The following is a 22,544-nucleotide window of genomic DNA, read 5'->3' as shown; positions in this document are numbered from 1 at the left end:
AATCAGTGCGAATCGGCCGAATTATGCAACCCGCACAACCGGTGATGGGTAATTTCACCCACGCGGCTTCGCGCGTGCAAGGATGCGGCCTCCACGTGTTCGAGAACACGGCGGACCCGGGCGCGCTCGGCGCGGCGGGGATTGAGCGGATGCACCAAGGGGCGGCAGGCCTGGCGGAAGGCCTCCAGCGCCTGATCAAGATCATGTGCATCGAGTGCGGGCCTCGGGACGCCGTCCTGCGGCGCGCAGCGCACGAGGTGGTCGAGAATGAAAAGCAGCTCCCTCAGACGCATTTCGGCGACCGCGCGGACGGTCGTGGGGACGACCAGCGCGGCTGCCAGAACTCCGCACCCGGCCCCCAGAACGGTCTCCTGGACGCGAAGGGCGAGCAGTTCCGGGGAGAGCGTATGGAGGACCGCGAGCACCATACTGAGCGAGCCGGTGATGAAGAAGGTCACCGCCCAGTAGCTGGCGGAGGGGGTGTAGAACATCCCGAAAACGCAGGCGAGGAGAAAGGCCAGGGCCAAGGTCGTGTGCCCGTCGGCCAGGACGGCGAGGCCGTATCCGAACGGCACCCCGGCGACGGTGCCGATCAGCCGCCGGCCGCTCTGCAGCAGGACGTCCCCGGTGTGCTCGGCATTGATGAAGACGACCCATGCCGTGACCACGGCCCAGTACCACAGGTGCGGGGAGACCAGATGTCCGCCGAGTATGGCGAGCGCGGCCGCGGCGGTCACCTGGAACGCCTGCCGCGTCGTATGCCGCCACGGGCCTGAAGGCCGTACTGCCGCCGGACGGAGCGCCACACGGTCGCGCTCTGTCAGGTCCACCGGCTCCGCCTCCCTCACCCGGTGGGCGGAGGACTCCGTCGAATCCTCCGACGCGCGGATCGCGCGTACTCCGAGGCGCTGCGCGGTCGCGTCCGCACGTGCCACCCGATCCAGCTCCGCCGTCGTGTCGCGGAGCATCCCGGCGGGAGCCTCGTACAGGAATTCCTGAAGCAGCAGCGCGGAGGCGTGCAGCCGGTCGAGACGTCGTTCGAGTCTGCGGACGCCGGCTCCGCCGTCTGCGAGCAGATCCGACGTTGCCTGCTGCGCATCACGAAGCCGTCTGTTGAACGCCGCCCTCAGGCGCCTCAGGATTCCGTAGGACGTCGTGCGCACCAGACAGAAGCGAGTGACCGCCGCTGCCGCGAAGGCGACGGCCAACGCCCCGGTCAGCTGCGGGAGTTGGTGGGACTGAACCCTGGCGAACTGGGACAGGAAGTAGGCCATGAAGGCGAAGATCCCGAGGTCCAGGCCGCGTCGTCCGAAGCGGCGCGCATAGACCGCGGCGAAGATCAGCAGCAGGAAGGCCAGGTGAGACGCGACGGGGAAAGGTGCCAGCAGGCCCCCGGCCGTCAAGGCGGCAAGGGTCACGGGAACCCCGGCGAGCAGAGTGCGGAACTGGTTTCGGGGGTGCGGGTCGCTGATCGCCAACGAGGTGACCACCACTGTGAAGCCGCCGGTCAGAAGCACGACAGAGGACTGATCCCGTACCGTCAGCGTGGCCAGGGTGAGAGTGAGGCCGAGGACGGCGCGCAGCCCGGCGGTCAGACGCAGCAGTCCCGGGTCGGCTGCGGCAAGTCGCTCCCATAGCGACGCCGTCGTCGCAGCCACCATGGATTTCCGTTCCTTCGTCGTGGTCGGCCGTCCCCGTCCGGCCACGACGAGCGGGGCCGGGTGCTGTCCAGCCTGGTCCGTCGGGATGGCGCGCGGTATGCGTCAGGTGACTGCTTCCACCGCCGGGCGTGCCCTCATTCCTGGTGGCCGGCCCCCGCGAGGGTGCCCTCGATGAGGTCGCGCAGCTGGGATCGGGCGGTGATGCCCAGCTTGGGGAAGCTGCGGTAGAGGTGCGAGCCGACCGTGCGCGGGGAGAGGAAGAGCTTTTCGCCGATCTCGCGGTTGGTCAGCCCGCGGGCGGCGAGCCTGATGATCTGCTGCTGTTGCGGGGAGAGTTCGGCGAGCGCGTCGGGGGTCGAGTCCGTGACGTCGAGGCCGGCGGCACGCGATTCGGCCCGGGCGCGCTCGATCCACGGGCGTGCGCCCAGGCGCCGGAAGGCCTCCAGGGCCTCGGTGAGCGGCCCCCGCGCCTCTGCGATGCGCCGACGGCGCCGCAGCCACTCGGCGAGGTCGAGCAGGGTCTGGGCGCGTTCGAAGGGCCAGTACTCCAGAACCGGATCCGCCAGAGCCGCCCGGAAGTGCGGCTCGGCGTCCTCGGGGTCCGCCAGCAGGCCACGGGCTCGGCTGATCAGCGCACGCAGGCGAGGTGAGGCGTTGTCCGCCAGCGCACACGCCGAACGCTCGACGATCGCGACGGCCTCCTCACGGCGGCCGCAGCGTACGGCGGCGGCGGCCAGATCCGCGAGGGCCGGGTAGGAGGCGTGGTAGTGCACAGGCGCGCCGTCTGCCGCGAAGACCATGCGGAGTTGGTCGTACGCGGTCTCGTAGGCGCCTTCCGCGGCTGCCGCGGCGCCGAGCGCACGACGGGCATAGACGGAGACCGAGCGGCTTTCCAGCGGATCGATCAGCGTGAGCGCGTCCTCGGCCCGGGCGCGGGCCGTGGCCGCGTCACCCTGGAAGGCCAGCAGGGTGGCGTCCACGGTGGCCGCGCAGGCCACGGCGTGGTCGAGGCCGACCACCCGGCCGACCGCGGTGGTGCGGACGCAGGCCTGCCGGGCCTCTTCCCACCTTCCTCGTTCGACATAGGCCCAGGCGACCGCGCCGCCCAGACCCTCCGGCAGCGGTCCCTGCAGCTCCCAGCGGTCGAAGGCCTCGTCGAAGGCGCGGACGGCCTGCGGGGTCTCGTCCAGGAGCCACGCCATGATCCCGACGGTGGTGAGCCGCTCCGGCCGGGCTTCCGCCTCGGCCGCCGACTGCGGGAGCAGCCGGACCAGCCCGGCCCGGTCGTCGAAGGGGTCCGACACGGCCCTCACCCAGGTGCGCAGGCCTGCATGTGAAGCGTCCTCGGGAAGGCGACGCAGGATGTCCTGGATGCGGTGCCGCTGAGTGTCTTCTCCGGAGTAGAAGCGGACCACGGCGGCTCCGGCCACGAGGTCCAGCGCGGCGGCGGGCTGGGAGACCGCCAGCGCCTCGGCGGCGTCGGCCAGTCGGGAGAAGACCACGGTGTGGCGTCCGGTCAGGACCGCCAGCCGTCCGGCCTGCACCGCTGCGGAGGCCAGCAGGGCCGCGTCATCCGTACGCGCGCGTGCCGCGGCGGCCAGTTCCTCGACCCAGGCGATGTCTCCGGTGAACACGGCCGCTGCAGCGGCTTCGACCAGCAGCCGGGCGCTGTCCTCACGCCGCGGTGCGAGTTCCGCGGCGCGCAGCAGGGCCTTGGCCGCCGCCGCATGGCCGCCGCGCCGGCGGGCCCGGGTGGCGGTCCGCTCCAGGTCCGCCGACACGGCCGCGTCGGGGCCCGGGCAGGCGGCGGCCAGATGCCAGGCACGCCGGTCCGGTTCGTCCCGCAGCATCTCGGCGAGCGCGAGGTGAGCCTCGCGCTGGGCTGCCGAGGACGCGGCGTGATACACGGCGGACCGGACGAGTGGGTGGCGGAACCGGACGTCCCGGCCGATCCGCCGGACCAGCCCGGCCTGCTCGGCGGGCAGCCAGGCCGCGTCCTCGGCGCGCGGCAGCCCCGCCGAGACGGCGATCGCGGAGTCGGCGCTGTCCATGGCGGCCAGGAGCAGCAGCGCCCGCGTGGTGGAGGCGGGAAGGCCGTTCAGGCGGGCGACGAAGATCCGCTCCAGGTGATCGGTGAGCGGAAGCGGACCTGCGGACGGCAGCCCCGCGGCCGTGTCGTGTGCCGAGGCCGCCCTTGTCAGTTCCACCAGCGCCAGCGGGTTGCCGCCTGCCTGGTCGAGGATCCGCGTCCTGGTGTGGCCGGTGGGGCTCTTCGGCTGCAGGTCCAGCAGCTGATCGGTCTCGGCGTCGTCGAGCGGTCCCAGGGTGAGCGTCAGCACGTGACGGTCGAATCCCGGTAGCTGATCGCCGCCACGGGCCCCGATCAGCATCGTGACCGGTTCACCTTCCAGCCGTCTGGCAACGAAGGACAGTGCGTCCAGGGAAGCACGGTCGAACCATTGCGCGTCGTCCAGGACCACGAGTACGGGATGGTGGTCACCCAGGGCGGACAGCATGCTCAGGACGGCGACCCCGATCAGCATGAGATCGGGTCCCGACGTGGCCGACCCCGCGCCGAAGGCGTCCCGCATCGCAGCGCGCTGCCTCCCTGGCAGTCGGTCCACCTCGGCCAGCACCGGCCGCAGCAACTGATGCAGTGCGGAGAACGCCAGGCTCGACTCCGACTCGCTCCCCTCGGCACGCAGTACGCGAGCGCCGCCGGCTTCGGCCCGACGCACCGCGCGGTCCAGCAGCGCGCTCTTCCCCGTGCCCACGTCACCGACCAGCATCAGCACCGGGTCGGCCGACACCGAGTCCACCGCACGAAAGAGGCGTGCCAACTCCGCGTCCCGGCCGACGATCGGCTCCCCCGGATCCAGCTCCGGTCTCGTGACCGCACCGAGGCCGCCTGCGTGCTCGTCCACGGAGTCTCCCGGAATCGTGGCTTTCGATCGGAGTCGCCCTACCTTGGCCCATCCAGGCTACAAGCGGCCGATGCCCGGGCCATGCGCGCAGGTGCAGTCACGTTACGGATACCGCGCGCGCCGAGGCCGCTCGTACGGTTTTAGGGAATCATCCGCATTCCCAAGGATGCCCCATGGAACAGATCAAGCTCGGCAACGTAACGATCACCCGGGTATGGGAGTACTTCGGTTCCGTCGAAATGACGCCCGACACCTTCTTCCCCGACAGCCCGAAGGAAGTGTGGGACGACGGCGCCTCCTGGCTGACCCCGCATTTCCTGGATCCCGCGACCGATATCGTGAATTCCGCGATTCAGACCTGGCTGCTGCGCAGCGAGGGCAAGACCATCCTTGTCGACACCGGCGTGGGAAACCACAAGGAGCGCCCGTACGCCCCGGTCTGGAGCCGTCTGGAGACGGACTTCCTGGCCAATCTCGCCCAGGCCGGCGTCGAGCCGGAGGACGTGGACATCGTGATCAACACGCATCTCCATATCGATCACGTCGGCTGGAACACGTACCTGGACGGTCGGCGCTGGGTGCCCACTTTCCCCAACGCCACCTATCTGATGCCGAAGGACGACTTCGACTTCTGGAATCCCGAGAACGGCCACAAGCCGCTGCTCGGCCGCGGCAACCAGAACGTCTTCGAGGACAGCGTGGCCCCGGTGCACCAGACCGGCCAGACGCTGCTGTGGGAGCACAGCCACCAGATCGACGCCGACCTCCGCCTGGACGCGGCTCCTGGACACACCCCCGGCTCCTCCGTGCTGACCCTCACCTCCGGGACGGACCGCGCGGTGTTCGTCGGCGACATGCTGCACAGCCCGGTGCAGATCCTCGAGCCGGACTCCAACAGCTGCTTCTGTGAGGACCCGGCGGGTGCCCGCGCCACCCGCCGCAAGGTTCTGGGCTGGGCGGCCGACAACAACGCACTCGTGATCCCCGCACACCTGGGCGGCCACGGAGCCGCGGAAGTGGCACGTGCGGGAGACAAGTTCGCCATCAAGGGCTGGGCCCCCTTCTCCCCGTACACCGAGCAGGCCTGAGGCCCGCGGAGAGGCATGACTGTGAACCACCATCCCGACCCCATCGTGACCACGGCACAGGGGGCCGTCCGCGGCCTGCGCCGGGGCGACACCGCCACTTTCCTCAACATCCCCTATGCCGCCCCGCCTCGCGGCGCCGGCCGGTTCGCGCCGCCTCAGCCGCACGAGCCCTGGGACGGCGTACGGGACGCCACCGTGCCGGGGCCCAACGCGCCGCAGTCCGAGCGCAAGCTCGGCAGCGTGGACATGTCCCCCTACTTCGGCACCGGCTGGAGCCGCGGGGAGGACTACCTCACCGTCAACGTCTGGACGCCCGCCGCCGGCGGCGGCGACCTGCCCGTCATGGTGTTCGTCCACGGCGGCGGATTCGTCGCCGGATCGACGCGGTCCGCGATGTACGACGGCTCCGCCTTCGCCCGCGACGGCGTCGTCCTCGTCACCCTCAACTACCGGCTCGGCATCGCCGGGTTCCTCGACATCCCCGGCGCGCCCGCCAACCGCGGCCTGCTCGACGTCGTCGCCGCACTGCGCTGGGTGCGGGAGAACATCGCCGCCTTCGGCGGCGACCCGCACAACGTCACCCTCTTCGGCCAGTCGGCCGGAGCGACCATCGTCGGCGGCGTCCTCGCCACCACCGAAGCCACGGGCCTCTTCCGCCGGGCGATCGTCCAGAGCGGCAGCGGCCTGGGGGCGTTCACCACCGAGCAGGCCGCCCGCGTCACCAAGGCGGCGGCCGAGACCCTGGGCATCGAGCCCCACGTCGACGCCTTCGCGGACATCTCCGACGACCGCCTGGTCGAGGCCGCCTCCCGGCTCGCGGGCATCGACCTGCAGACCGAGAGCCACAGTGACCCGCTGATCGGACTCAGCCCCTTCAGCCTGGTCCTCGACACGCAGCCCGCCGAATCCGTCGCCGCCGGCCTCAGCAGCGACATCGACCTGCTCATCGGGACCAACGCCGAAGAGGGAAACCTCTATCTGGTCCCGGTGGGCAAGTACTCCACCTCGACCGCCGCAGACGTCGACGACGTGGCGGCGCGCTCGCACCCGGATCCGGCGCGACTCGTCGAGACGTACCGGAAGTCACGCCCCGAGGCGTCCTTCGCCGAGCTGCGCTCCGCCATCATGGGCGACGCGCTGTTCGGCGCGGGCAGCTGGGTCCTGGCCGGCGCACATGCCGTCCACCCCGAGTCCGCCACCTACGCCTACGAGTTCGCCTGGCGCTCCCACTCCCTGGACGGAGAGCTCGGCGCCACCCACGCGGTCGAGCTGCCCTTCGTCTTCGATCTCGCGCACCTCCCCCAGCTGCATGGACCCGCCGCTCTGCTCGGCCCCGACAAGCCCCCCGCGGATCTCGCCGCCCGCATGCATGAGACCTGGATCCGGTTCGCCAGGACCGGCGACCCCGGCTGGGACCCGTACGACGACGAGCGCGGGGCCACGATGCGCATCGACGCCGAGTGGACCCAGGTCGACGACCCCCGCGGCCAGGAACGACAGGCCTGGAGCTGACCTCCTCGTACGCGCCTGTCCGCACCCTTCAAGGAGACACCATGACCAGAACCGTCATCACCACCGAGAACGCCCCCGCCCTGGCGGCCCCGCTGTCCCAAGGCATCCGCAAGGGTCCCGTCCTGCAGGTCTCCGGGCAGCTCCCGCTCGATCCGGACACGGGTGAGGTCGTCGGCACCACGGTCGCCGAGCAGACCGCGCAGACCCTGCGCAACGTCACCGCCGTACTCAAGGCGGGCGGCGCGGGCCTGGAGGACGTCGTGATGCTCCGCGTGTACCTCACCGATCCCGCCCACCTGGCCGAGATGAACGCGGCGTACGCGGCGGCCGTCGGTGAGCCCTTCCCCGCCCGCACCACCGTCTACATGCAGCTTCCGCCGGGACTGCTCGTGGAGGTCGACGCCCTGGCAGTGCTGGACGACTGACGAGGATGGCCGGCCGTCTGACGAGGGCGTGCATCAGCGAGCCTTGACAGGACGGGAAAACCTTTGCACGCTCTCAACGGCGCTTCCGTACGGTGAGAGTGGGCGTAATGGGCATTCGAACTCCCCGGGCCGCCGGCGGCCTGGCCGGCCTGACGGCGTTGATCACGTCCCTCGTCGCGACGCCGGGAGCGGCAACGGCAGCGCGGCTCTCCCCCGGTACGGTGCCCGGACGGCAGGCAGCGGAGCGAGCCACCGTGGCTCTCGCTCCTGAGCAGCGGGCGGCGCGGCTCGTCTCCCAGCTGACGCTGGACGAGAAGATCTCGCAGTTGCACGGCATCCAGGACGCCGACCACCTGCGTTATGTCCCCGGCGTCCCCCGGCTCGGCATCCCGCCCCTGCGGATCACGAACGGTCCGGCCGGCATCGGCCACAGCGACGACCGCCCGTACAAGCCCGCCACCGCGCTGCCCGCGCCGATCGGCCTCGCGGCGACCTTCGACACCCGCCTCGCCGAGGTGTACGGGACGGTGCAGGCGAACGAGACCCGTGACCTGGCGCACAGCCTGATCGAGGCGCCCGACATCAACCTGACGCGCGTCCCGCAGAACGGCCGGACGTTCGAAACCTACGGCGAGGACCCGTACCTCGCCGGGCGGCTGGCGGTCGCGAACATCCGCGCCATCCAGCGGAAGGGCGTCATCGCCGAGGTCAAGCACTACGCGGCCAACAACCAGGAGACCGGCCGGCTGACCGTCGACGAGCGGATCGACGAGCGGACCCTGCAGGAGATCTACCTGCCCGCCTTCGAAGCGTCGGTGAAGGAGGGGCATGTCGGATCGGTCATGTGCGCGTACCCGAAGGTGAACGGCTCCTACGCGTGCGAGAACTCCTACCTGCTGGACACCGTGCTGCGCGGACAGTGGGGTTTCAACGGGTTCGTGCAGTCCGACTTCGGCGCGACGCACAGCACGGTGCCGTCCGCGCTCGCCGGTGAGGACCTGGAGATGGCGACCGGCACGTACTTCGACACCGCGATGGGCCAGGCCGTCGAGTCGGGCCAGATCAAGGAGTCGGTGATCGACCGGATGATCGCGCGGCGGTACGCGGTCATGATCCGGGCAGGACTCTTCGACCGGCCGCTCACGTCCACGCCCATCCCCGCGCAGCAGGACGGCGCCATCGCCAGGAGCATCGCCGAGCAGGGCACCGTGCTGCTCAAGAACTCCGGCGCACGGCTCCCGCTCGATCCCGCTCGGACGCGGTCGGTCGCGGTGATCGGACCGTACGCCGGCGCGGCGCACACCGGTGGAGGCGGCAGCTCGCAGGTGCTGCCCCTCTACACGGTGGACCCCGTCACCGGCATCAAGAACCGGCTGCCGTCCGGTTCGGCCGTGTCGTACGCCGACGGCTCCGACGTGACGGCCGCCGCGACGCTCGCCCGGTCGGCGGACGTCGCGATCGTCATGGTGGGCGATTCCGAGAAGGAGGGAGAGGACCGAACCGGCCTGTCCCTGTCCGGCGATCAGGACCAGCTCGTCGCGGCGGTGGCGGCGGCCAACCCGCACACCGTCGTCGTCGTGAAGAGCGGCGCGCCGGTGCTCATGCCGTGGCTGGACAAGGTGCCCGCCGTGGTCGAGGCGTGGTACCCCGGAGAAGAGGACGGCACCGCGGTGAGCGCCGTCCTGTTCGGGGACGTCGACCCGTCCGGCAGGCTTCCGGTGACATTCCCGCGCGCCGATGGAGACACCCCGGCGCACACGCCGGAGCGGTGGCCCGGCGTCGGCGGCACGGCGACGTACTCCGAAGGCCTGCAGATCGGCTACCGCTGGTACGACGGCCAGGACATCACGCCGTTGTTCCCGTTCGGCTACGGCCTGTCCTACACCACCTTCCGGTACGGGCGACTGCGCGTCAGTCCGGTGCCGGCGCGTGATGGCCGGGTCACGGTCCAGGTGGACGTCACCAACACCGGACACCGGGCCGGCACCGACGTGGCGCAGGTATATGTGAGCGATCCCGCCGTAGCCGGCGAACCACCCCGCCAGTTGAAGGGCTTCCAGAAGGTGGCCCTGCGGCCGGGCCAGACGCGGCGGCTGACGTTCACCCTCGACCGACGGGCCTTCTCGGTCTGGGACACGGCCACACACGCTTGGACGACCGCCCGCGGCTCGTACCCGGTCGCGGTCGGCGACTCGTCACGCGACCTGCCGCTTCGCGCCACGGTCCGCGTGGCCGACGCGGCGGGGCGGAGGTCGCGGTGAGCGCGGCGCGGCGGGCGAGGGCGACGGCGCGGGCCGCCCCGGCCAGGTTCAGGCCGTGCGGCGTGACGGCGGTGGTCACCGGGCTGGGAGAGGTGGGCTCTGCCGGGAGCGTCGCGCTGCTACGGTGACCGCTGTGACGGAGATCGAGTCATCTGTGGCGAAGGCCGAGAGTGAGCACGAGGGTCCCGTCGTCGAACGCATGCTGCTGTTCACCGACGCCGTCGTGGCCATCGCGATCACCCTGCTCGCTCTGGAGTTGCCCGTTCCCAAGGGCAGGACCAACGCCGAGCTGTGGCACGCGGCGCTCGAGGCACGACCCGAGTACAAGGCGTTCCTGATCAGCTTCGTGGTCATCTGGGCCCACTGGTCCGCGCACCGCAAGGTGTTCCGTGGCCTGCGCGCCCTCGACCGGAACCTCAGCGCGCTCAACGGGTTGTGGCTGTTGATGGTCGTGCTCATCCCGTTCGCCACGAAGATAATCGCCGGCGACGGGGCGTTCCAGCTGCGCTTCGGTTTCTACGCGCTGATCGAGACGGTGACCAGCCTGCTGTTCCTGCTGATGGCCTGGCACGTACGACGGGCCGGGCTGGCCGCCGAAGGCACGCCGCCGGAACGCTTCACCGAATCGATGCTGCGCAGCGGCGCCATCGCCGCCTGCTTCGCCGTGTCGATCCCCGTCGCGTTCGCCGGCGAGTGGGCGTACCTCTGCTGGATCGCGGCCGTCGCCGTCACGCGCCTCGCCACACGGGTGACGCAGCGGCAGGTCCAGCCCGCCTGAAACCGGGGTCGCCAGTGCGCTGACCACATACGTTCACCGGGTCTGGTGACACGCCGGTCGATGGAACGTCAGGCGGCGCGGCGCCACAGGGGGGTCATCTCGGTGCTGGCCAGGCGCCAGCCGTCCGGGGTGCGCACTGCGGTGTAGGCCCCGCGCAGGCCGGTGGTGAGGAATGGGCCTTCGTCGGGGCGGTAGAAATGCACGACGGTGTTGGCGGTGACGTCTGCCTGGTCGCCGTCCAGGTCGATGAGCACGTCGGAGGTCACGTGCTGGGTGTGTTGGGCATCGGTGCTGTTGTGGCGGATATGTGCGATCAGCTCGCCGAGGCCGTGCACGGTGCCGCGCGGGCTGTGCGCGACGGTGTCGGTGGTGTAGAGGCGGTCGAGGTCGGCGTAGCGGCGGTCGTCCTGCCAGCTGACCCGGTGGTCGTCCAGCCAGTGGTTCAGGCGGGTCAGCAGGTCGGCGATCTCGGTACGGTCCGCCAGGTGAGCCGGTCCGGTCATGGCACCTCAGATCATTGGTTGAGCCAATATTGGGATCGCCAACTATAGCCCCGCGCCGTGGCCGGACCGGCAACTGCGGATCACCGCCTGATGGTGCGCTAGTGCATGGATCAGCGGACGTTCTCCCGCTTACGCCGCTTGCGAATCATTCGTGTCAACCGCCATCCGATCAGGACGAGCACGATCAGGAACAGGATGACGAGCGCCGGGACCAGGAGCGCGACGAGGCTCATCGTCAGTGACATCGCGTCTTCCGCCGCGCTCACGAAGGGCGTTCCGACGCCGACCGTGCCGACGTTGATGACAGGACGCACGCCGGCCTTGGTGACGTGCACGCACAGCGCGACGACGATGCCCAGCGCCCAGCCCACCCAGGGATGATCGACCATCCACCCGGAGTGGTCGATCCGCGCGGCCGCATCCGAGGCGGCGAAGACGGCACCGCCGGCCGCAGGCCGTACGAATGTCTGTATCGCGTCGTTGACATGGTCGACGACGGCGACCTTGTCGAGAACGACTTCCGCGGCGAGCAGGACTGCGACGGCCGTGAGCGCCCATCCGTTGCACATCCACGCGAACTGGTGCGGCAGCGCGATCACGTCGGTGAAGCGGGCGAGCAGGCCGACCACCAGGATCGGGATATAGGCGTTCAGACCGGCCGATGCGGACAGGCCGAGCCCGGTCAACGTCGCGAACATGCCAGGTAAGACGTCATCGATACGAAGAAAGGTTCCTCCGGGAACCGCCGCCCTGTCACGAGCGGCCGTCAGCGCGCGTTCTGCGAGGCCAGCCACGGGGAGACGCGATCACGATCGAGGAGCTCAGGCTTGGCGAGCCGGTCCAGCATGAGGTGTACCAAGTCCGCCGCGTCCTGGGTCCAGGCATAGCACTGCTCTTTGGCCCCGCACTGGATCGCGGCGCGGCTCTGCGCGACAGCCACGATCGCTGGAGCGTCGGCCCGGACCTGCTCACTGTCCGCGGCAGGGTCCCGCAGTTGTGTCCCGGCCGCCGCAGCAACACCGGCGATGTCGGACAACTGGTCGCCCAGCCAGTCCCAGGGGGCGGCTTTGATCTCGTCGGCCCAATGGCGTTCGCATGGCTCGACGCCGTCGAAGCGCGGGTGGAAGTGCGCCGCCTCGAACCCTCCGCGCACGCCGTCGATGCGATCGAAGAGATCGGCTCGCCACAGCGGCTGATCCGCAACGATCCTTTGGGCCGCCGACTCGGTCCCGCGATGTGGCTGGGGGCTTCGCAGGCGCAGCTCGACGCGCGCCCCGTGCTCGAGGTGACTGTCCTCGAGGCTGACCTCGAACCAGTGCCGGACGAGGATCGCGATCTCGTTGTAGACGAAGGCGTGTAGCATCGCACCGCTCCTCAACGATCGTCGGGTGGCCGCCCGGGCGCCGGGCCACGATCGGTGGTCGATCGCGGTCGGCGCGCGGACCGCCGAGGCAACAGATCATTCTTTCCACGCCCACCCAACGCGCACAATCACCGGCCGCGTGGTCAGAGATCGTGGCGTTCATGGGCCCGGGGCCCATGCCTGCGGAGTGCCGGGAAGTCGAATCGTGACGAGGAGACCGCCGGTGGGGCGGGGGGTGAGGTCGAGGGTTCCGTCGTGTGCTCGGACGATGCTGTGCACGATGGCCAGCCCGAGGCCGACGCCGGGATGCTCGTCGGTGCGGATCCGTTGTGTTCCGCGTTGGAAGGGTTCGGTGAGGGTCGGTAGGAGTTCCGGTGGGACCCGATGGCCGGTGTTCTCGACCCGCAACACGCTCGCGTCGTGCTGCGCTTCGGTGTGGATCGTCACGGTGCCACCGGTGGGCAGGTTGTGGACGATGGCGTTCTGGACGAGGTTGGTCACCATCCGCAGAATGAGCGCCGCGGAGCCGACGGTCTGTGCCTTCTCGCCGGTGACGTTGAGGGTGATCTGCCGCTTTTCGGCGAGGGGAAGCAGTGTTTCGGTGGCTTCCTCGGCGATGAGGGACAGGTCGACGGGCTCGCGGGTGAAGCTCCTGCTGTTACCGCGGCTGAGCAGCAGCAGGGCCTCGGTGAGATCGATCGCCCGCGTGTTGACGGTGTGGAGGCGTTCGATGAGTTCGCCCTGGTCTCGCGTGGGGTCGTGGCGGGCGGCGTCGAGGAGTGCCTGCGAGATCGCCAGCGGGGTGCGCAGTTCGTGGGAGGCGTTGGCGGCGAACCGTTGCTGTTCGGTGACGTGGGAGTGGAGTTGTTCGAGCATGGTGTCGAACACGTCGGCGAGTTCACGGAACTCATCTCTGCGGCCCTGTAGCCGGATTCGGTGGGACAGCGATCCGTTGGAGGCCATCCGTGCCGCGTCTGCGATCCGTGTCAGTGGTGCGAGCATCCGGCCGGCGAGGATCCATCCTCCCAGGAGGCCGAACAGCAGGAGGAAGGCCATTGCTGTGGCCGCGGCGGGGGCGAAGCCGCGCAGGAGTTCGGTGCGGTTGGTGCCCACAATGATGATCGCGCCGGCGAACTTCCTCCGGATGGATCCGGGGTCGTCGTCGGGTACCCAGCGCAGCACGAATACCCATACCACGGCCAGCAGGAGAGCGCCGGCGAGGAGGAGGAATCCGGCGTAGCTGAGGGTGAGTTTCAGGCGGGCGCTGAGGCCTGGGCGTCTATTCATGAGTGCTGCCAGGGTGAGCGGGGTCAATGCCGGTGTCCATGCCGGTGTCGATTCGGTAGCCGACGCCGGGCACCGTGGCGATGAGCCATGGTTCCCCGAGTCGTTTGCGCAGGGCGGAGACGGTGATGCGGACGGCGTTGGTGAAGGGATCGGCGTTCTCGTCCCAGGCCCGCTCCAGTAGCTCTTCGGCGCTGACGACACCGCCGTCGGCGGCGACGAGGACTTCGAGCACGGCGAACTGCTTGCGGGTGAGCGCGACGTAGCGTCCGTCACGAAAAACCTCCCGGCGGAACGGATCCACCCGCAGGCCCGCGATCTCACTGACCGGGGGCCGGGCGTGCGCGCGCCGGCGGTCCAGCGCCCGCAGCCGCATGACGAGCTCGCGAAGCTCGAACGGTTTGGTGAGATAGTCGTCGGCGCCGAGCTCGAACCCCGAAGCCTTGTCATCGATCCGGTCGGCGGCGGTGAGCATGAGGATCGGGATACCGCTGCCGGAGGCCACGATTCGCCGGGCGATCTCGTCGCCGGAGGGACCGGGGATGTCGCGGTCCAGGACCGCCAGGTCGTAGGAGTTGACGCTGAGCAGTTCCAGGGCGGTGTTGCCGTCACCGGCGATGTCAGCGGCGATCGCCTCCAGCCGCAGACCGTCACGGACGGCTTCGGCCAGGTAGGGCTCGTCCTCCACGATCAGCACACGCATACCCGAACCATAAGCAGGACGGCATATCGCCGACATATGCGAACCGGCACGCCCCCCGGCACGGCGACCGTGACTTCCTCTGCCGATCTCACGACGTTCCGGGCGAAGCGCGCCACCAGCGGCGCGACGCCAGTGCGGCCAGCCCGGCACCGGCGGTGTTGAGCAGAACGTCGTCCACAGAGGACACCCGGTCCAGCCGCAGGACGTACTGCGCGGTCTCGACCAGGACCGAACAGCCCGCCCCGAGCGCCAGGACCCGCGGCACCGACGCCAGCGCCGCGAACACCAGCAGGTTACCGACGACCTGGCCCGTATCCATCGTGAGCAGGTCCCGCAGCGGCACCAGGCTCACAACGGCGCCGGCCTCATCGCCCGGCAACAAGATCATCCAGACCCAGGGCACCGTCCCGTAGACGATGCCGACCTCGGCCAGCGACATCCGCCACGCCGACGCGACACCGGCGGCACTCCGACGGCGCGCCAGAACCCACACCGCCAGCGCGGCCAACGGCAGCGCGGCCACCGTGATCAGCGCCACACCGTTGAACGTACCGAACCAGACGTACCACCCCGGCCTGCGCACCGGCATGGACAGGATCCTCAGCACCGCGCCGACCGGGCCGAACGCAGCGATCGCCACACCGAGGATCGCCAGACCCACGAGCACGATCCAGCGCATACGACGGGCCGGCGCTGACAATGACGCGTTGTGGTCCATGCCTGCATTGAAGACCGAAGACCGTATCGCGGGCGTATGCGATTTCCGATACGCCCGCGATACAGGAATCCCCGGCATCACGGCAGCTCCGGAGCCGCCGGCCGTTCGTCGCCCCGACACCGAACCGCACCCGTACCAAGATGTGGCCCATTCGGTAGTCGTGCGACTACGTTGAGTATCTCATGCTGGTGGCGACAGGCGGACGTCATGGACATGCCACGGACACGCCAGGGAGACGTCATGCAGGCCACCCCCCGGACCGGCGCCTTGTGGAGCCGGCCTTGTTGCCGATCAGCCCTCGTTCTCATGGCTTCTGCCCCGACAGGATCGTGATCGACATGGTCAAGCAGGTGCATCGCGAGCGTCGGCATATGGACCTGGCCGTGAATCCGCTGTACAGCGGATTGGTGCCGGCCGGTGGGGTTCCGCGCTACCAGCTGGCGCCCGGTCCGATGGCACCGGACGCGGCCGCCGCGCTGGTCCGGGACGAGATCATGCTGGACTCCAACGCCCGCCTCAACCTCGCCACCTACTGCACCACCTGGATGGAACCCCAGGCCAAGGAGCTGATCGCCGATTCTCTGGACCGCAACCTGGTGGACCACGACCAGTACGCGCAGACGGCGGAGCTGGAGACACGGTGCGTGAACATGCTGGCCAACCTCTGGAACGATCCGGGCACCAACGGTGTCGGGTGCTCGACCAGCGGCTCCAGCGAGGCCACGATGCTGGCCGGGCTGGCGATGAAGTTCAACTGGCGTGCGCGGCGACGAGCCCAGGGCCTGCCGGCGGACAGGCCCAACCTGGTGATGCCCAGCGCGGTGCACACCTGTTGGCCGAAATTCTGTCGCTACTGGGATGTCGAGCCGCGCTACGTGCCGATCCGGGAACCCGGCTTCACCGTCGACCCGTCCGAGGTGGCGAGCCTCTGCGACGAGAACACCATCGGCGCGGTGGCCATTCTCGGGTCCAGCGCGCTGGGAATCTACGACCCGGTGGCCGAGATGGCGGCCGCGTTGGATCGGCTCCAGACCGAACGGGGACTGGACGTGCCGCTGCACGTCGACGCCGCAGTAGGCGGCTTCATCGCTCCGTTCCTCGAGCCCGACCTGGTGTGGGACTTCCGGGTGCCTCGGGTGCTGTCCATCAACACCTCGGGCCACAAATTCGGGCTGGTCTACCCAGGCGTCGGGTGGATCATCTGGCGCGACCGGAAGGCGCTGCCAAAGGAGCTGATCTTCGATTGCGAGCTGCTCGGCGGCAGCGTGCCCACCTTCACGCTTAACTTCTCCCGATCGGGCGCCCCGGTGGTGGCGCAGTACTACGCCTTCCTGCGCCTCGGGTTCGAGGGCTACCGCGCGGTGCAACAAGCCTGCCGTGACGTGGCGTCCTATCTGGCCGAACAGATCGCGCAGATGCCCGCGCTGGAGGTCATCTCCGATGGAACCCATCTGCCGGTCGTGGCGTTGCGGATGCGGCCCGACACAACCGCGACCGTGTTCGACATACACGACCGGATGCGCAAACACGGGTGGCAGATACCCGCCTACCACCTGCCCGACGCCCTCAACGACGTAGCCGTGATGCGCATGGTGATCCGCAACGGCTTCAGCCGCGACACCGCGGACATACTGCTGAACGCGCTGCGCGCCGAACTGGCCGAGCTGTCTCCCGCACCCATGGCGAAGGCCGACGAGCCCGCCATGCCGACGCCGCGACGGCGTGGCCCGGTCTACCACTGAAAGAAAACGCCATGTCGAATGACCATTGCTCCGGTCAATGCGCCTTATAGAAGGCGTTCTTCTGGGGAAGGTGTTCGGAGATGGGCGAGTTCGCGGAGAGCATCACGATCGATCAGTTGAATGACGATCCGTACCTGATTTATGCGCGGTTGCGGGAGGAGGAGCCCGTTGCCTATGTTCCGGCGCTTGATCAGTGGATGGTCACGCGGAATCACGATGTCCGGACGGTGATCAGCCTTTCAGAGACGTTCATTTCCTATTTCTCGAAGTCTTTGATTCTCAAGGTCTGCGGCGAGGGAAACATGCTTGCGACCGATGGGGACCCGCACAGCGACCTCCGCAGGTGTACCGATGATGACTACGCCCGGGAGACGTTGCCGGCGGGCCTTCGGGATCATGTACGGATGCTGGCGAACAAGTATGCCGATGAGTTGGAGCGCTCTGGGTCACCGGCTGATCTGAGGGAGCAGTACTTCGCGCCGGTCGCCGTGTTGTCGGAGGCGCACATCCTGGGTCTCGATCATATCGATCCGGAAGTCTTCATCAGGTGGGCCGACGGCATGAACAGCGCCATCACCAACTTCGAGAAGGATCCGGCCAGGACCCGGCTCGGCGAGGAGACCCGGGCCGGTATCGACCGGGTCCTCATTCCTTACCTTGAGGAACTCAAAAAGAACCCGGTCCACTCGACGCTGTCCAATCTTCTGCACTCCGGACGTCCTGCAGGCCGGCCTCGCCCCATCCAGGAGATCCTGCCCACGGTCCGGTTGATCTTGACCGCGACCGAGGAACCCGGCAACGGCGCCAGTTCGACGATGCTCGGTCTTCTCGACAACCCCGACCAGCTCGAAGCCGTGAAGGCCGACCCGTCCCTGCTGGAACATGCGGCCCATGAGGGCCTGCGCTGGCGACCCCCGGTAGGTGCCCTCATGCGGTCCGCCGCCCGTGATTTCGAGCTGGGCGGCGCCACCATCCCGGCGGGCGCCGGTGTGGCGGCCATTGCCGCCTCGGCCAACCGCGACGAGAGGGTCTACGAAAACCCCGACGCCTTCGACATCCACCGACCGATGCAACCGCACGCCTCGCTTGGCTACGGCAGTCACCGCTGCCTGGCCTGGGAACAGGTCCCGGAGATCATCCGCATCAGTATCGAAGTGCTGCTGGAGCGTTTTCCAACGATCCGGCTGGATACCGACAAGCCGCCGGTGCGCTACTACGGCTGGCGTTACCGCGGGCCGAGCGGTATTCCTGTTCGCTGGTGACCAGAGGTCCACATCTCGGGCAGCCCGCGCCAACGGTGATCAGCCCGGCACGAACGACACGACCTGCCTCCGGAGCGCCGCTGCGGCCTCCCTCCGGGCGCAGGCCATTGGCTCTCCGCCCCCGGCGCGGTCATCAACATCGCGCGGATCGCGGTACGCATGGCGCTGCATGCCTCGCGTCGGTGAGGATCCAGATGTCGCCAGGACGTTCCCCCTCGGGACAGAGGAGTCGCTCAATGACCGCCACCACTCCCCCGGTGTCGGACCGGCAACGTCAGGTTGAGGACGAGCTGGTCCAGACCGTGCTCGCCTCGTTCCGGGAGACCCCGGATGCCCGGCTCAAGGAGCTGATGCAGGCCATGGTGCGGCACCTCCACGCGTTCATCCGTGAGGTCCGCCTGACCGAGACGGAATGGCAACAGGCCATCGACTTCCTCACCGCGGCCGGCCACATCACCACGGACCGCCGCCAGGAGTTCGTGCTGCTGTCCGACGTCCTCGGCGCGTCCATGCAGACCATCAACGTCAACCATGAGGCCACCGCGGGCGCCACCGAGGCCACGGTGGTCGGCCCGTTCTTCGTCGAGGACTCCCCCGAGATCCCGATCGGGGGTGACATGGCCGCCGGCGCCCCGGGCGAACCCTGCTGGGTCGAGGGCACCGTCACCGACACCCACGGCAATCCGGTCCCCGGCGCGCGACTCGAGGTGTGGGAAGCCGACGAAGACGGTCTCTACGACGTGCAGTACGCGGATGGTCACCTGGCCGGCCGGGCACACCTGTTCACCGACGACGAGGGCGACTACACCTTCTGGGGGCTCACTCCCACGCCGTACCCCATCCCCCACGACGGGCCCGTCGGGGCCTTGCTCGACAAGACCGGGCGCTCGCCGCTGCGCGCGTCCCACCTGCACTTCATGGTCACCGCTCCCGGCCTGCGCACCCTCGTCACCCACATCTTCGTCGAGGGCGACAGCCTGCTCGCCTCCGACGCGGTGTTCGGTGTGAAGGAATCCCTCGTCAGGCGATTCGAACGGCAGGCGCCCGGCACGCCGACTCCTGACGGGCGCGACCTAGCCGGGAAGAGCTGGTCCCGCGTGCGATTCGACATCGTGCTGCCAGTGCCGCACGACCGCTGAGCGTCTTTACCCGCGTCATCTGTGCGGCAGGCTCCCCGCACCTTCCGATCTTGAAGGATCACCGTCGACGGTCTCGGCCGGTTCGCCCTTCTTTCGAGAGGTCGTCCAGCTGGCGAGGAGTCTCAGCGCGGCCTCGGAGGCCGAGCCGGGTTCGGTGGTGTAGATGTACAGGGTCTGCTCCTCCACGGCGGGGAGCTTCATGGCCTGGTACGTGACGGTGAGGTCGCCGACGACCGGATGGTGGTAGCCCTTGGTTCCGTCGGCGCGTTCGTGGACCTTCTGATCCACCCAGTGTCGCCGGAAGGGCGCACTCTCAGCCGAGAGCTCTTCCACCAGTCCCTGCAGCCACGGATCGTCCGGGTGCCGGCCGGCGTCCATACGGAGCATGGCCGTCGTGTCGGCGGCGACGGTCTCCCAGTCCGCATACAGGTCCCGGGCGTACGGGTCGAGGAAGACGAACCGTGCCTGGTTCCGCTCGGGGCCGGGAAGCGCGTCGAAGTCGACGACGAGGGCCGCGGCGAGGCGGTTGCCGGCGAGGATGTCGGTGCGTCGGCCGAGCACGAAGGCGGGGCAGTGGGCGTCGTCCAGCACGTCAAGCAGCCGGCGGGCGGCCGGCCGGACCTCCTGCGGCTCCGGCCGAGGGGCGCGGCGCTGTGCGTGGGAGGCGGGATGGGCGGCGAGGTCGAACAGGTGAGCGCGTTCGGTGTCGTCCAGGCGCAGGGCCTCCGCCAGGGCGCTGAGAACGGCCGGCGACGCGGTACGGCAGCGCCCTTGCTCCAGGCGGGTGAGGTAGTCGGAGCTGACGCCGGCGAGCTGGGCGAGTTCTTCCCGGCGCAGACCGGGCACGCGCCGCCTCGAAGCATGATCTGGGAGCCCCACATCGGCGGGTTTCAGCCGCTCACGGCGGGAGCGCAGGTACTTCCCCAGGTCCACCAGGTCTTCCATGTTCTGAGTCTGCCCGACCGAGGCAAGCCGCCGAGCGGCGTAGCCGGTCTGGGCTCGTTCTGGCAGGCGTGCGGCGGGCCGGCGACGATCTGGCCCACCACGTTCCGGCTGGGGCGCAGTGCCCTTGCCGGGTGCGGTGGGCCAGGCACCGGTGACCGGCGTCAGACGGCTTGTGCGGTGGGCAGGATGGTGATCTCGGTCAGGTTCACATGGCGGGGCACGGAGGCGATGAACGCCACCGTCTCGGCGATGTCATCCGACTGCAAAACGTCGATGTCCCTGATCAGCCCGGCCATCAGCGCGGTCGCGTCCGCGTCGGTGACATGGTCGGGCAGTTCGGTGTCGACCATGCCCGGTTCGATTGCGGAGACCCGGACGTTCTTGGGCCCGAGCTCGACCCGTAGGAGCCGGGTGAGATGGCTGATGTAGGCCTTCGTGCCGGAGTAGATGGAGAACTTCTCCAGGATCCGGGTGGCGGCGATCGAGGAGGTGTTGATCAGATCGGCCGGGCCGTCGGCTGCGGCAGCCGTCAGCTGCGGGAGGAACGCGGCGATGACGTTCATGACGCCACCGACGTTCAGGTCGATCTGGCGCTGCCAGTCATCGACCTTCAGCTCCTCGATCGCGGAGATCAGCTGGACGCCGGCGTTATTGAACACCAGGTCCACGGTGCCGAGCCGCTCCGCGATCTCGTCCGCCGCGGCCTGGACCGCGGCACGATCGGTGACGTCGACGGGCACGGCGACGGCGGTGCCGCCGGCGGCCTCGATCGTTTGCACGAGCGCGTCGAGCCGGTCCTTGCGTCGGGCCAGGACGGCGACCTTCGCGCCGAGCCCGGCGAGCCGCTGCGCGGTGGCGGCGCCGATACCGCTGGAGGCGCCGGAGACCACCGCCACGCGTCCGGCCAGAGGAGTGCCGGTGAGGATTTGTGAGGTTGCCGTCGAAGTCGCCATGGGAGTCTCGCTTTCGGTGTCATGAGTGGCCGGTGTCCGGACGGCACCGGCCGATGGGTCGGGAAGCCGGCCTCGCGGAGGATCGGAGGATCCGGGGGACGGGGGGCTCCGCGAGGCCGGCCGGTCTGGATTCAGACGGCGCCGTCGTGGGCGGTGGCGATGGACTTCTCCCGCCAGGGGCCGGCGTCGTCGCGCATCCGCTGGATCTTGACCTCAAGGCGTTCGAGGGTGTCCCGCCCCAGGTAGAGGTGGCCGGGCAGCTTTTCCTGCGCGGTGACCTCATAGATCAGGGCCGCGCCCCGGACAGGGTCGCCGAGCTGCGCGTGGTTCGCGGTGTCGATCCAGTCCAGCGTGTTGTGCGCCGGCGTGCCGTCGTAGTCCGTGATCCGGGCCGCAGCGACCGACAGCGAGCTGGCGTCGAGGAAGTCGGTTCGGAAGACTCCGGGCTCGACCGCCATCGCCTGGATGCCGAACGGCTCCAGCTCGGCCGCCAGGGCTTCGCTGATACCCGCCACGGCGAACTTGGAGGCACTGTAGAGGCCGACACCGGGCTCGCCCTCGAAACCGGATCGGGATCCGATGTTCACGATCTTGCCGGAGCCCTGGCGGCGCATCACCGGCAGCACCGCACGGGTCATGTTGATCAGGCCGAAGACGTTCAGGTCGAACAGCGATCGCGCCTCGGCGTCGGTGATCTCCTCCACCGCGCCCAGCAGGCCCCGGCCCGCGTTGTTGACCAGCACGTCGATCCGGCCGAACCGGCTCACGACCTCGCCCACCGCAGCGGGAATGTCCTCGGTCCTGGTCACGTCCAGGGCCAGCGGCAGCACATTCGAGGAGTTCTTCAGATCGTCCGGGAGCCGGTCGGGGTTGCGCACGGCGACGGCGACGGCGTCGCCGTTCCCCACGGCGGCTCGGGCTATCTCCGCCCCGATGCCACGCGATGCCCCGGTTACCAACCAGACAGCCATGATGAGCGTCCTTCCTGACAGCTTCCACTTGCCGCGTCCGCCGCCTCACCTGCGTGTTCGGCGTCCGTGGTTACAAGTTTGGGCAGCGGAGGCACGGCCAGGAAGGCCGGGAGTTTCCTGGGAAAGCCATTCCCAGGCTGCGCGGTCGGCGTGTGCTCAGGGACGACCCGGCAGGGCCGCGGCAACTATCCGGACGTGTGGTCGAAGTGGAGTTTTGTGGTGATGCGGTAGCGGTCGCCGCGGTAGGCGGACTGGGCGTACTCGATGGTGCGTCCGGTGTCGTCCTGGGTGGTGCGTTCGATGTGCATGATC

At 69.2% G+C, this 22,544-nt stretch carries 20 protein-coding genes; 8 read left to right on the top strand and 12 right to left on the bottom strand.

Going from position 1 to position 22,544, the window contains the following annotated elements; all coding sequences use genetic code 11:
- Nucleotides 1–2: 2 nt before the first annotated feature.
- The gene (locus ABEA24_RS52310) at nt 3–1,418 is read right to left on the bottom strand and encodes an FUSC family protein (RefSeq protein WP_345444255.1); all 1,416 of its coding nucleotides are present in this window, start codon (nt 1,416–1,418) and stop codon (nt 3–5) included.
- Between the two features lie 377 nt (nt 1,419–1,795).
- Complete coding sequence (locus ABEA24_RS52305; RefSeq protein ID WP_345444253.1) at nt 1,796–4,585, bottom strand: AAA family ATPase; 2,790 nt, start codon at nt 4,583–4,585, stop codon at nt 1,796–1,798.
- 173 nt (nt 4,586–4,758) lie between these two features.
- Here ABEA24_RS52305 and ABEA24_RS52300 point away from each other — a divergent pair, with 173 nt between their 5' ends.
- The 5 genes from ABEA24_RS52300 to ABEA24_RS52280 all read left to right on the top strand — a co-directional run bounded on the left by ABEA24_RS52300 (nt 4,759) and on the right by ABEA24_RS52280 (nt 10,649).
- On the top strand, nt 4,759–5,673 hold the full coding sequence (locus ABEA24_RS52300) for an MBL fold metallo-hydrolase (protein WP_345444250.1): 915 nt from the start codon (nt 4,759–4,761) through the stop codon (nt 5,671–5,673).
- Nucleotides 5,674–5,688: 15 nt separating this feature from the next.
- A complete protein-coding gene (locus tag ABEA24_RS52295) occupies nt 5,689–7,185 on the top strand; it encodes a carboxylesterase/lipase family protein (protein WP_345444247.1) in 1,497 nt (498 codons plus the stop codon).
- Nucleotides 7,186–7,226: 41 nt separating this feature from the next.
- Nucleotides 7,227–7,610 carry a RidA family protein gene (locus ABEA24_RS52290; protein ID WP_345444245.1) on the top strand — a complete coding sequence of 128 codons (384 nt, stop codon included), beginning with the start codon at nt 7,227–7,229 and terminating at the stop codon, nt 7,608–7,610.
- A 107-nt stretch (nt 7,611–7,717) separates the two neighbouring features.
- Complete coding sequence (locus ABEA24_RS52285; protein ID WP_345444242.1) at nt 7,718–9,871, top strand: glycoside hydrolase family 3 C-terminal domain-containing protein; 2,154 nt, start codon at nt 7,718–7,720, stop codon at nt 9,869–9,871.
- A gap of 133 nt (nt 9,872–10,004) precedes the next feature.
- A complete protein-coding gene (locus tag ABEA24_RS52280; protein ID WP_345444239.1) occupies nt 10,005–10,649 on the top strand; it encodes a TMEM175 family protein in 645 nt (214 codons plus the stop codon).
- A 68-nt stretch (nt 10,650–10,717) separates the two neighbouring features.
- Here the strand turns inward: ABEA24_RS52280 and ABEA24_RS52275 are convergent, their stop codons facing one another.
- The 6 genes from ABEA24_RS52275 to ABEA24_RS52250 form a co-directional block, all read right to left on the bottom strand.
- Nucleotides 10,718–11,152 (bottom strand): nuclear transport factor 2 family protein, encoded by a 435-nt coding sequence (locus ABEA24_RS52275; RefSeq protein WP_345444237.1) that lies wholly within the window; start codon nt 11,150–11,152, stop codon nt 10,718–10,720.
- Between the two features lie 110 nt (nt 11,153–11,262).
- Nucleotides 11,263–11,946, bottom strand: coding sequence for a DUF4126 domain-containing protein (locus ABEA24_RS52270; RefSeq protein WP_345444235.1), 684 nt, complete (start codon nt 11,944–11,946; stop codon nt 11,263–11,265).
- On the bottom strand, nt 11,919–12,515 hold the full coding sequence (locus ABEA24_RS52265; protein WP_345444233.1) for a hypothetical protein: 597 nt from the start codon (nt 12,513–12,515) through the stop codon (nt 11,919–11,921). The genes ABEA24_RS52270 and ABEA24_RS52265 overlap by 28 nt, the downstream gene beginning before the upstream one ends.
- Before the next feature lie 159 nt (nt 12,516–12,674).
- Complete coding sequence (locus ABEA24_RS52260) at nt 12,675–13,802, bottom strand: sensor histidine kinase (RefSeq protein WP_345444230.1); 1,128 nt, start codon at nt 13,800–13,802, stop codon at nt 12,675–12,677.
- Nucleotides 13,795–14,502: a response regulator transcription factor gene (locus ABEA24_RS52255; RefSeq protein ID WP_345444227.1), complete on the bottom strand. Its 708-nt coding sequence runs from the start codon at nt 14,500–14,502 to the stop codon at nt 13,795–13,797. Before ABEA24_RS52255 ends, ABEA24_RS52260 begins: the two co-directional genes overlap by 8 nt.
- 88 nt (nt 14,503–14,590) lie before the next feature.
- Nucleotides 14,591–15,298 carry a VanZ family protein gene (locus ABEA24_RS52250; protein ID WP_345444350.1) on the bottom strand — a complete coding sequence of 236 codons (708 nt, stop codon included), beginning with the start codon at nt 15,296–15,298 and terminating at the stop codon, nt 14,591–14,593.
- A 260-nt stretch (nt 15,299–15,558) separates the two neighbouring features.
- On the opposite strand from ABEA24_RS52250, the gene gad reads away from it, so the two are divergent.
- The 3 genes from gad (at nt 15,559) to ABEA24_RS52235 (ending at nt 19,363) form a co-directional block, all read left to right on the top strand.
- Nucleotides 15,559–16,962 (top strand): glutamate decarboxylase, encoded by a 1,404-nt coding sequence (gene gad / locus ABEA24_RS52245; protein ID WP_345444224.1) that lies wholly within the window; start codon nt 15,559–15,561, stop codon nt 16,960–16,962.
- An 80-nt stretch (nt 16,963–17,042) separates the two neighbouring features.
- Nucleotides 17,043–18,224: a cytochrome P450 gene (locus tag ABEA24_RS52240; protein WP_345444222.1), complete on the top strand. Its 1,182-nt coding sequence runs from the start codon at nt 17,043–17,045 to the stop codon at nt 18,222–18,224.
- A gap of 236 nt (nt 18,225–18,460) precedes the next feature.
- On the top strand, nt 18,461–19,363 hold the full coding sequence (locus ABEA24_RS52235; RefSeq protein WP_345444220.1) for a dioxygenase family protein: 903 nt from the start codon (nt 18,461–18,463) through the stop codon (nt 19,361–19,363).
- Nucleotides 19,364–19,378: 15 nt separating this feature from the next.
- Here the strand turns inward: ABEA24_RS52235 and ABEA24_RS52230 are convergent, their stop codons facing one another.
- The 4 genes from ABEA24_RS52230 to ABEA24_RS53965 all read right to left on the bottom strand — a co-directional run bounded on the left by ABEA24_RS52230 (nt 19,379) and on the right by ABEA24_RS53965 (nt 22,540).
- Nucleotides 19,379–20,308: a helix-turn-helix transcriptional regulator gene (locus ABEA24_RS52230; protein WP_345444217.1), complete on the bottom strand. Its 930-nt coding sequence runs from the start codon at nt 20,306–20,308 to the stop codon at nt 19,379–19,381.
- 161 nt (nt 20,309–20,469) lie between these two features.
- Complete coding sequence (locus ABEA24_RS52225) at nt 20,470–21,261, bottom strand: SDR family oxidoreductase (protein ID WP_345444215.1); 792 nt, start codon at nt 21,259–21,261, stop codon at nt 20,470–20,472.
- Nucleotides 21,262–21,392: 131 nt separating this feature from the next.
- On the bottom strand, nt 21,393–22,232 hold the full coding sequence (locus ABEA24_RS52220; RefSeq protein WP_345444213.1) for an SDR family oxidoreductase: 840 nt from the start codon (nt 22,230–22,232) through the stop codon (nt 21,393–21,395).
- Nucleotides 22,233–22,417: 185 nt separating this feature from the next.
- Nucleotides 22,418–22,540, bottom strand: a complete 123-nt coding sequence (locus ABEA24_RS53965) for a UTRA domain-containing protein (RefSeq protein WP_425551343.1) — start codon at nt 22,538–22,540, stop codon at nt 22,418–22,420.
- Between the last annotated feature and the right edge of the window lie 4 nt (nt 22,541–22,544).

The sequence above is a fragment of the Actinoallomurus vinaceus genome (assembly GCF_039542055.1).
Lineage (GTDB): Bacteria > Actinomycetota > Actinomycetes > Streptosporangiales > Streptosporangiaceae > Actinoallomurus > Actinoallomurus vinaceus.
The sequence above is the reverse complement of the archived record's forward strand: the minus strand, read 5'-3'. Positions and strand labels throughout refer to the sequence as shown.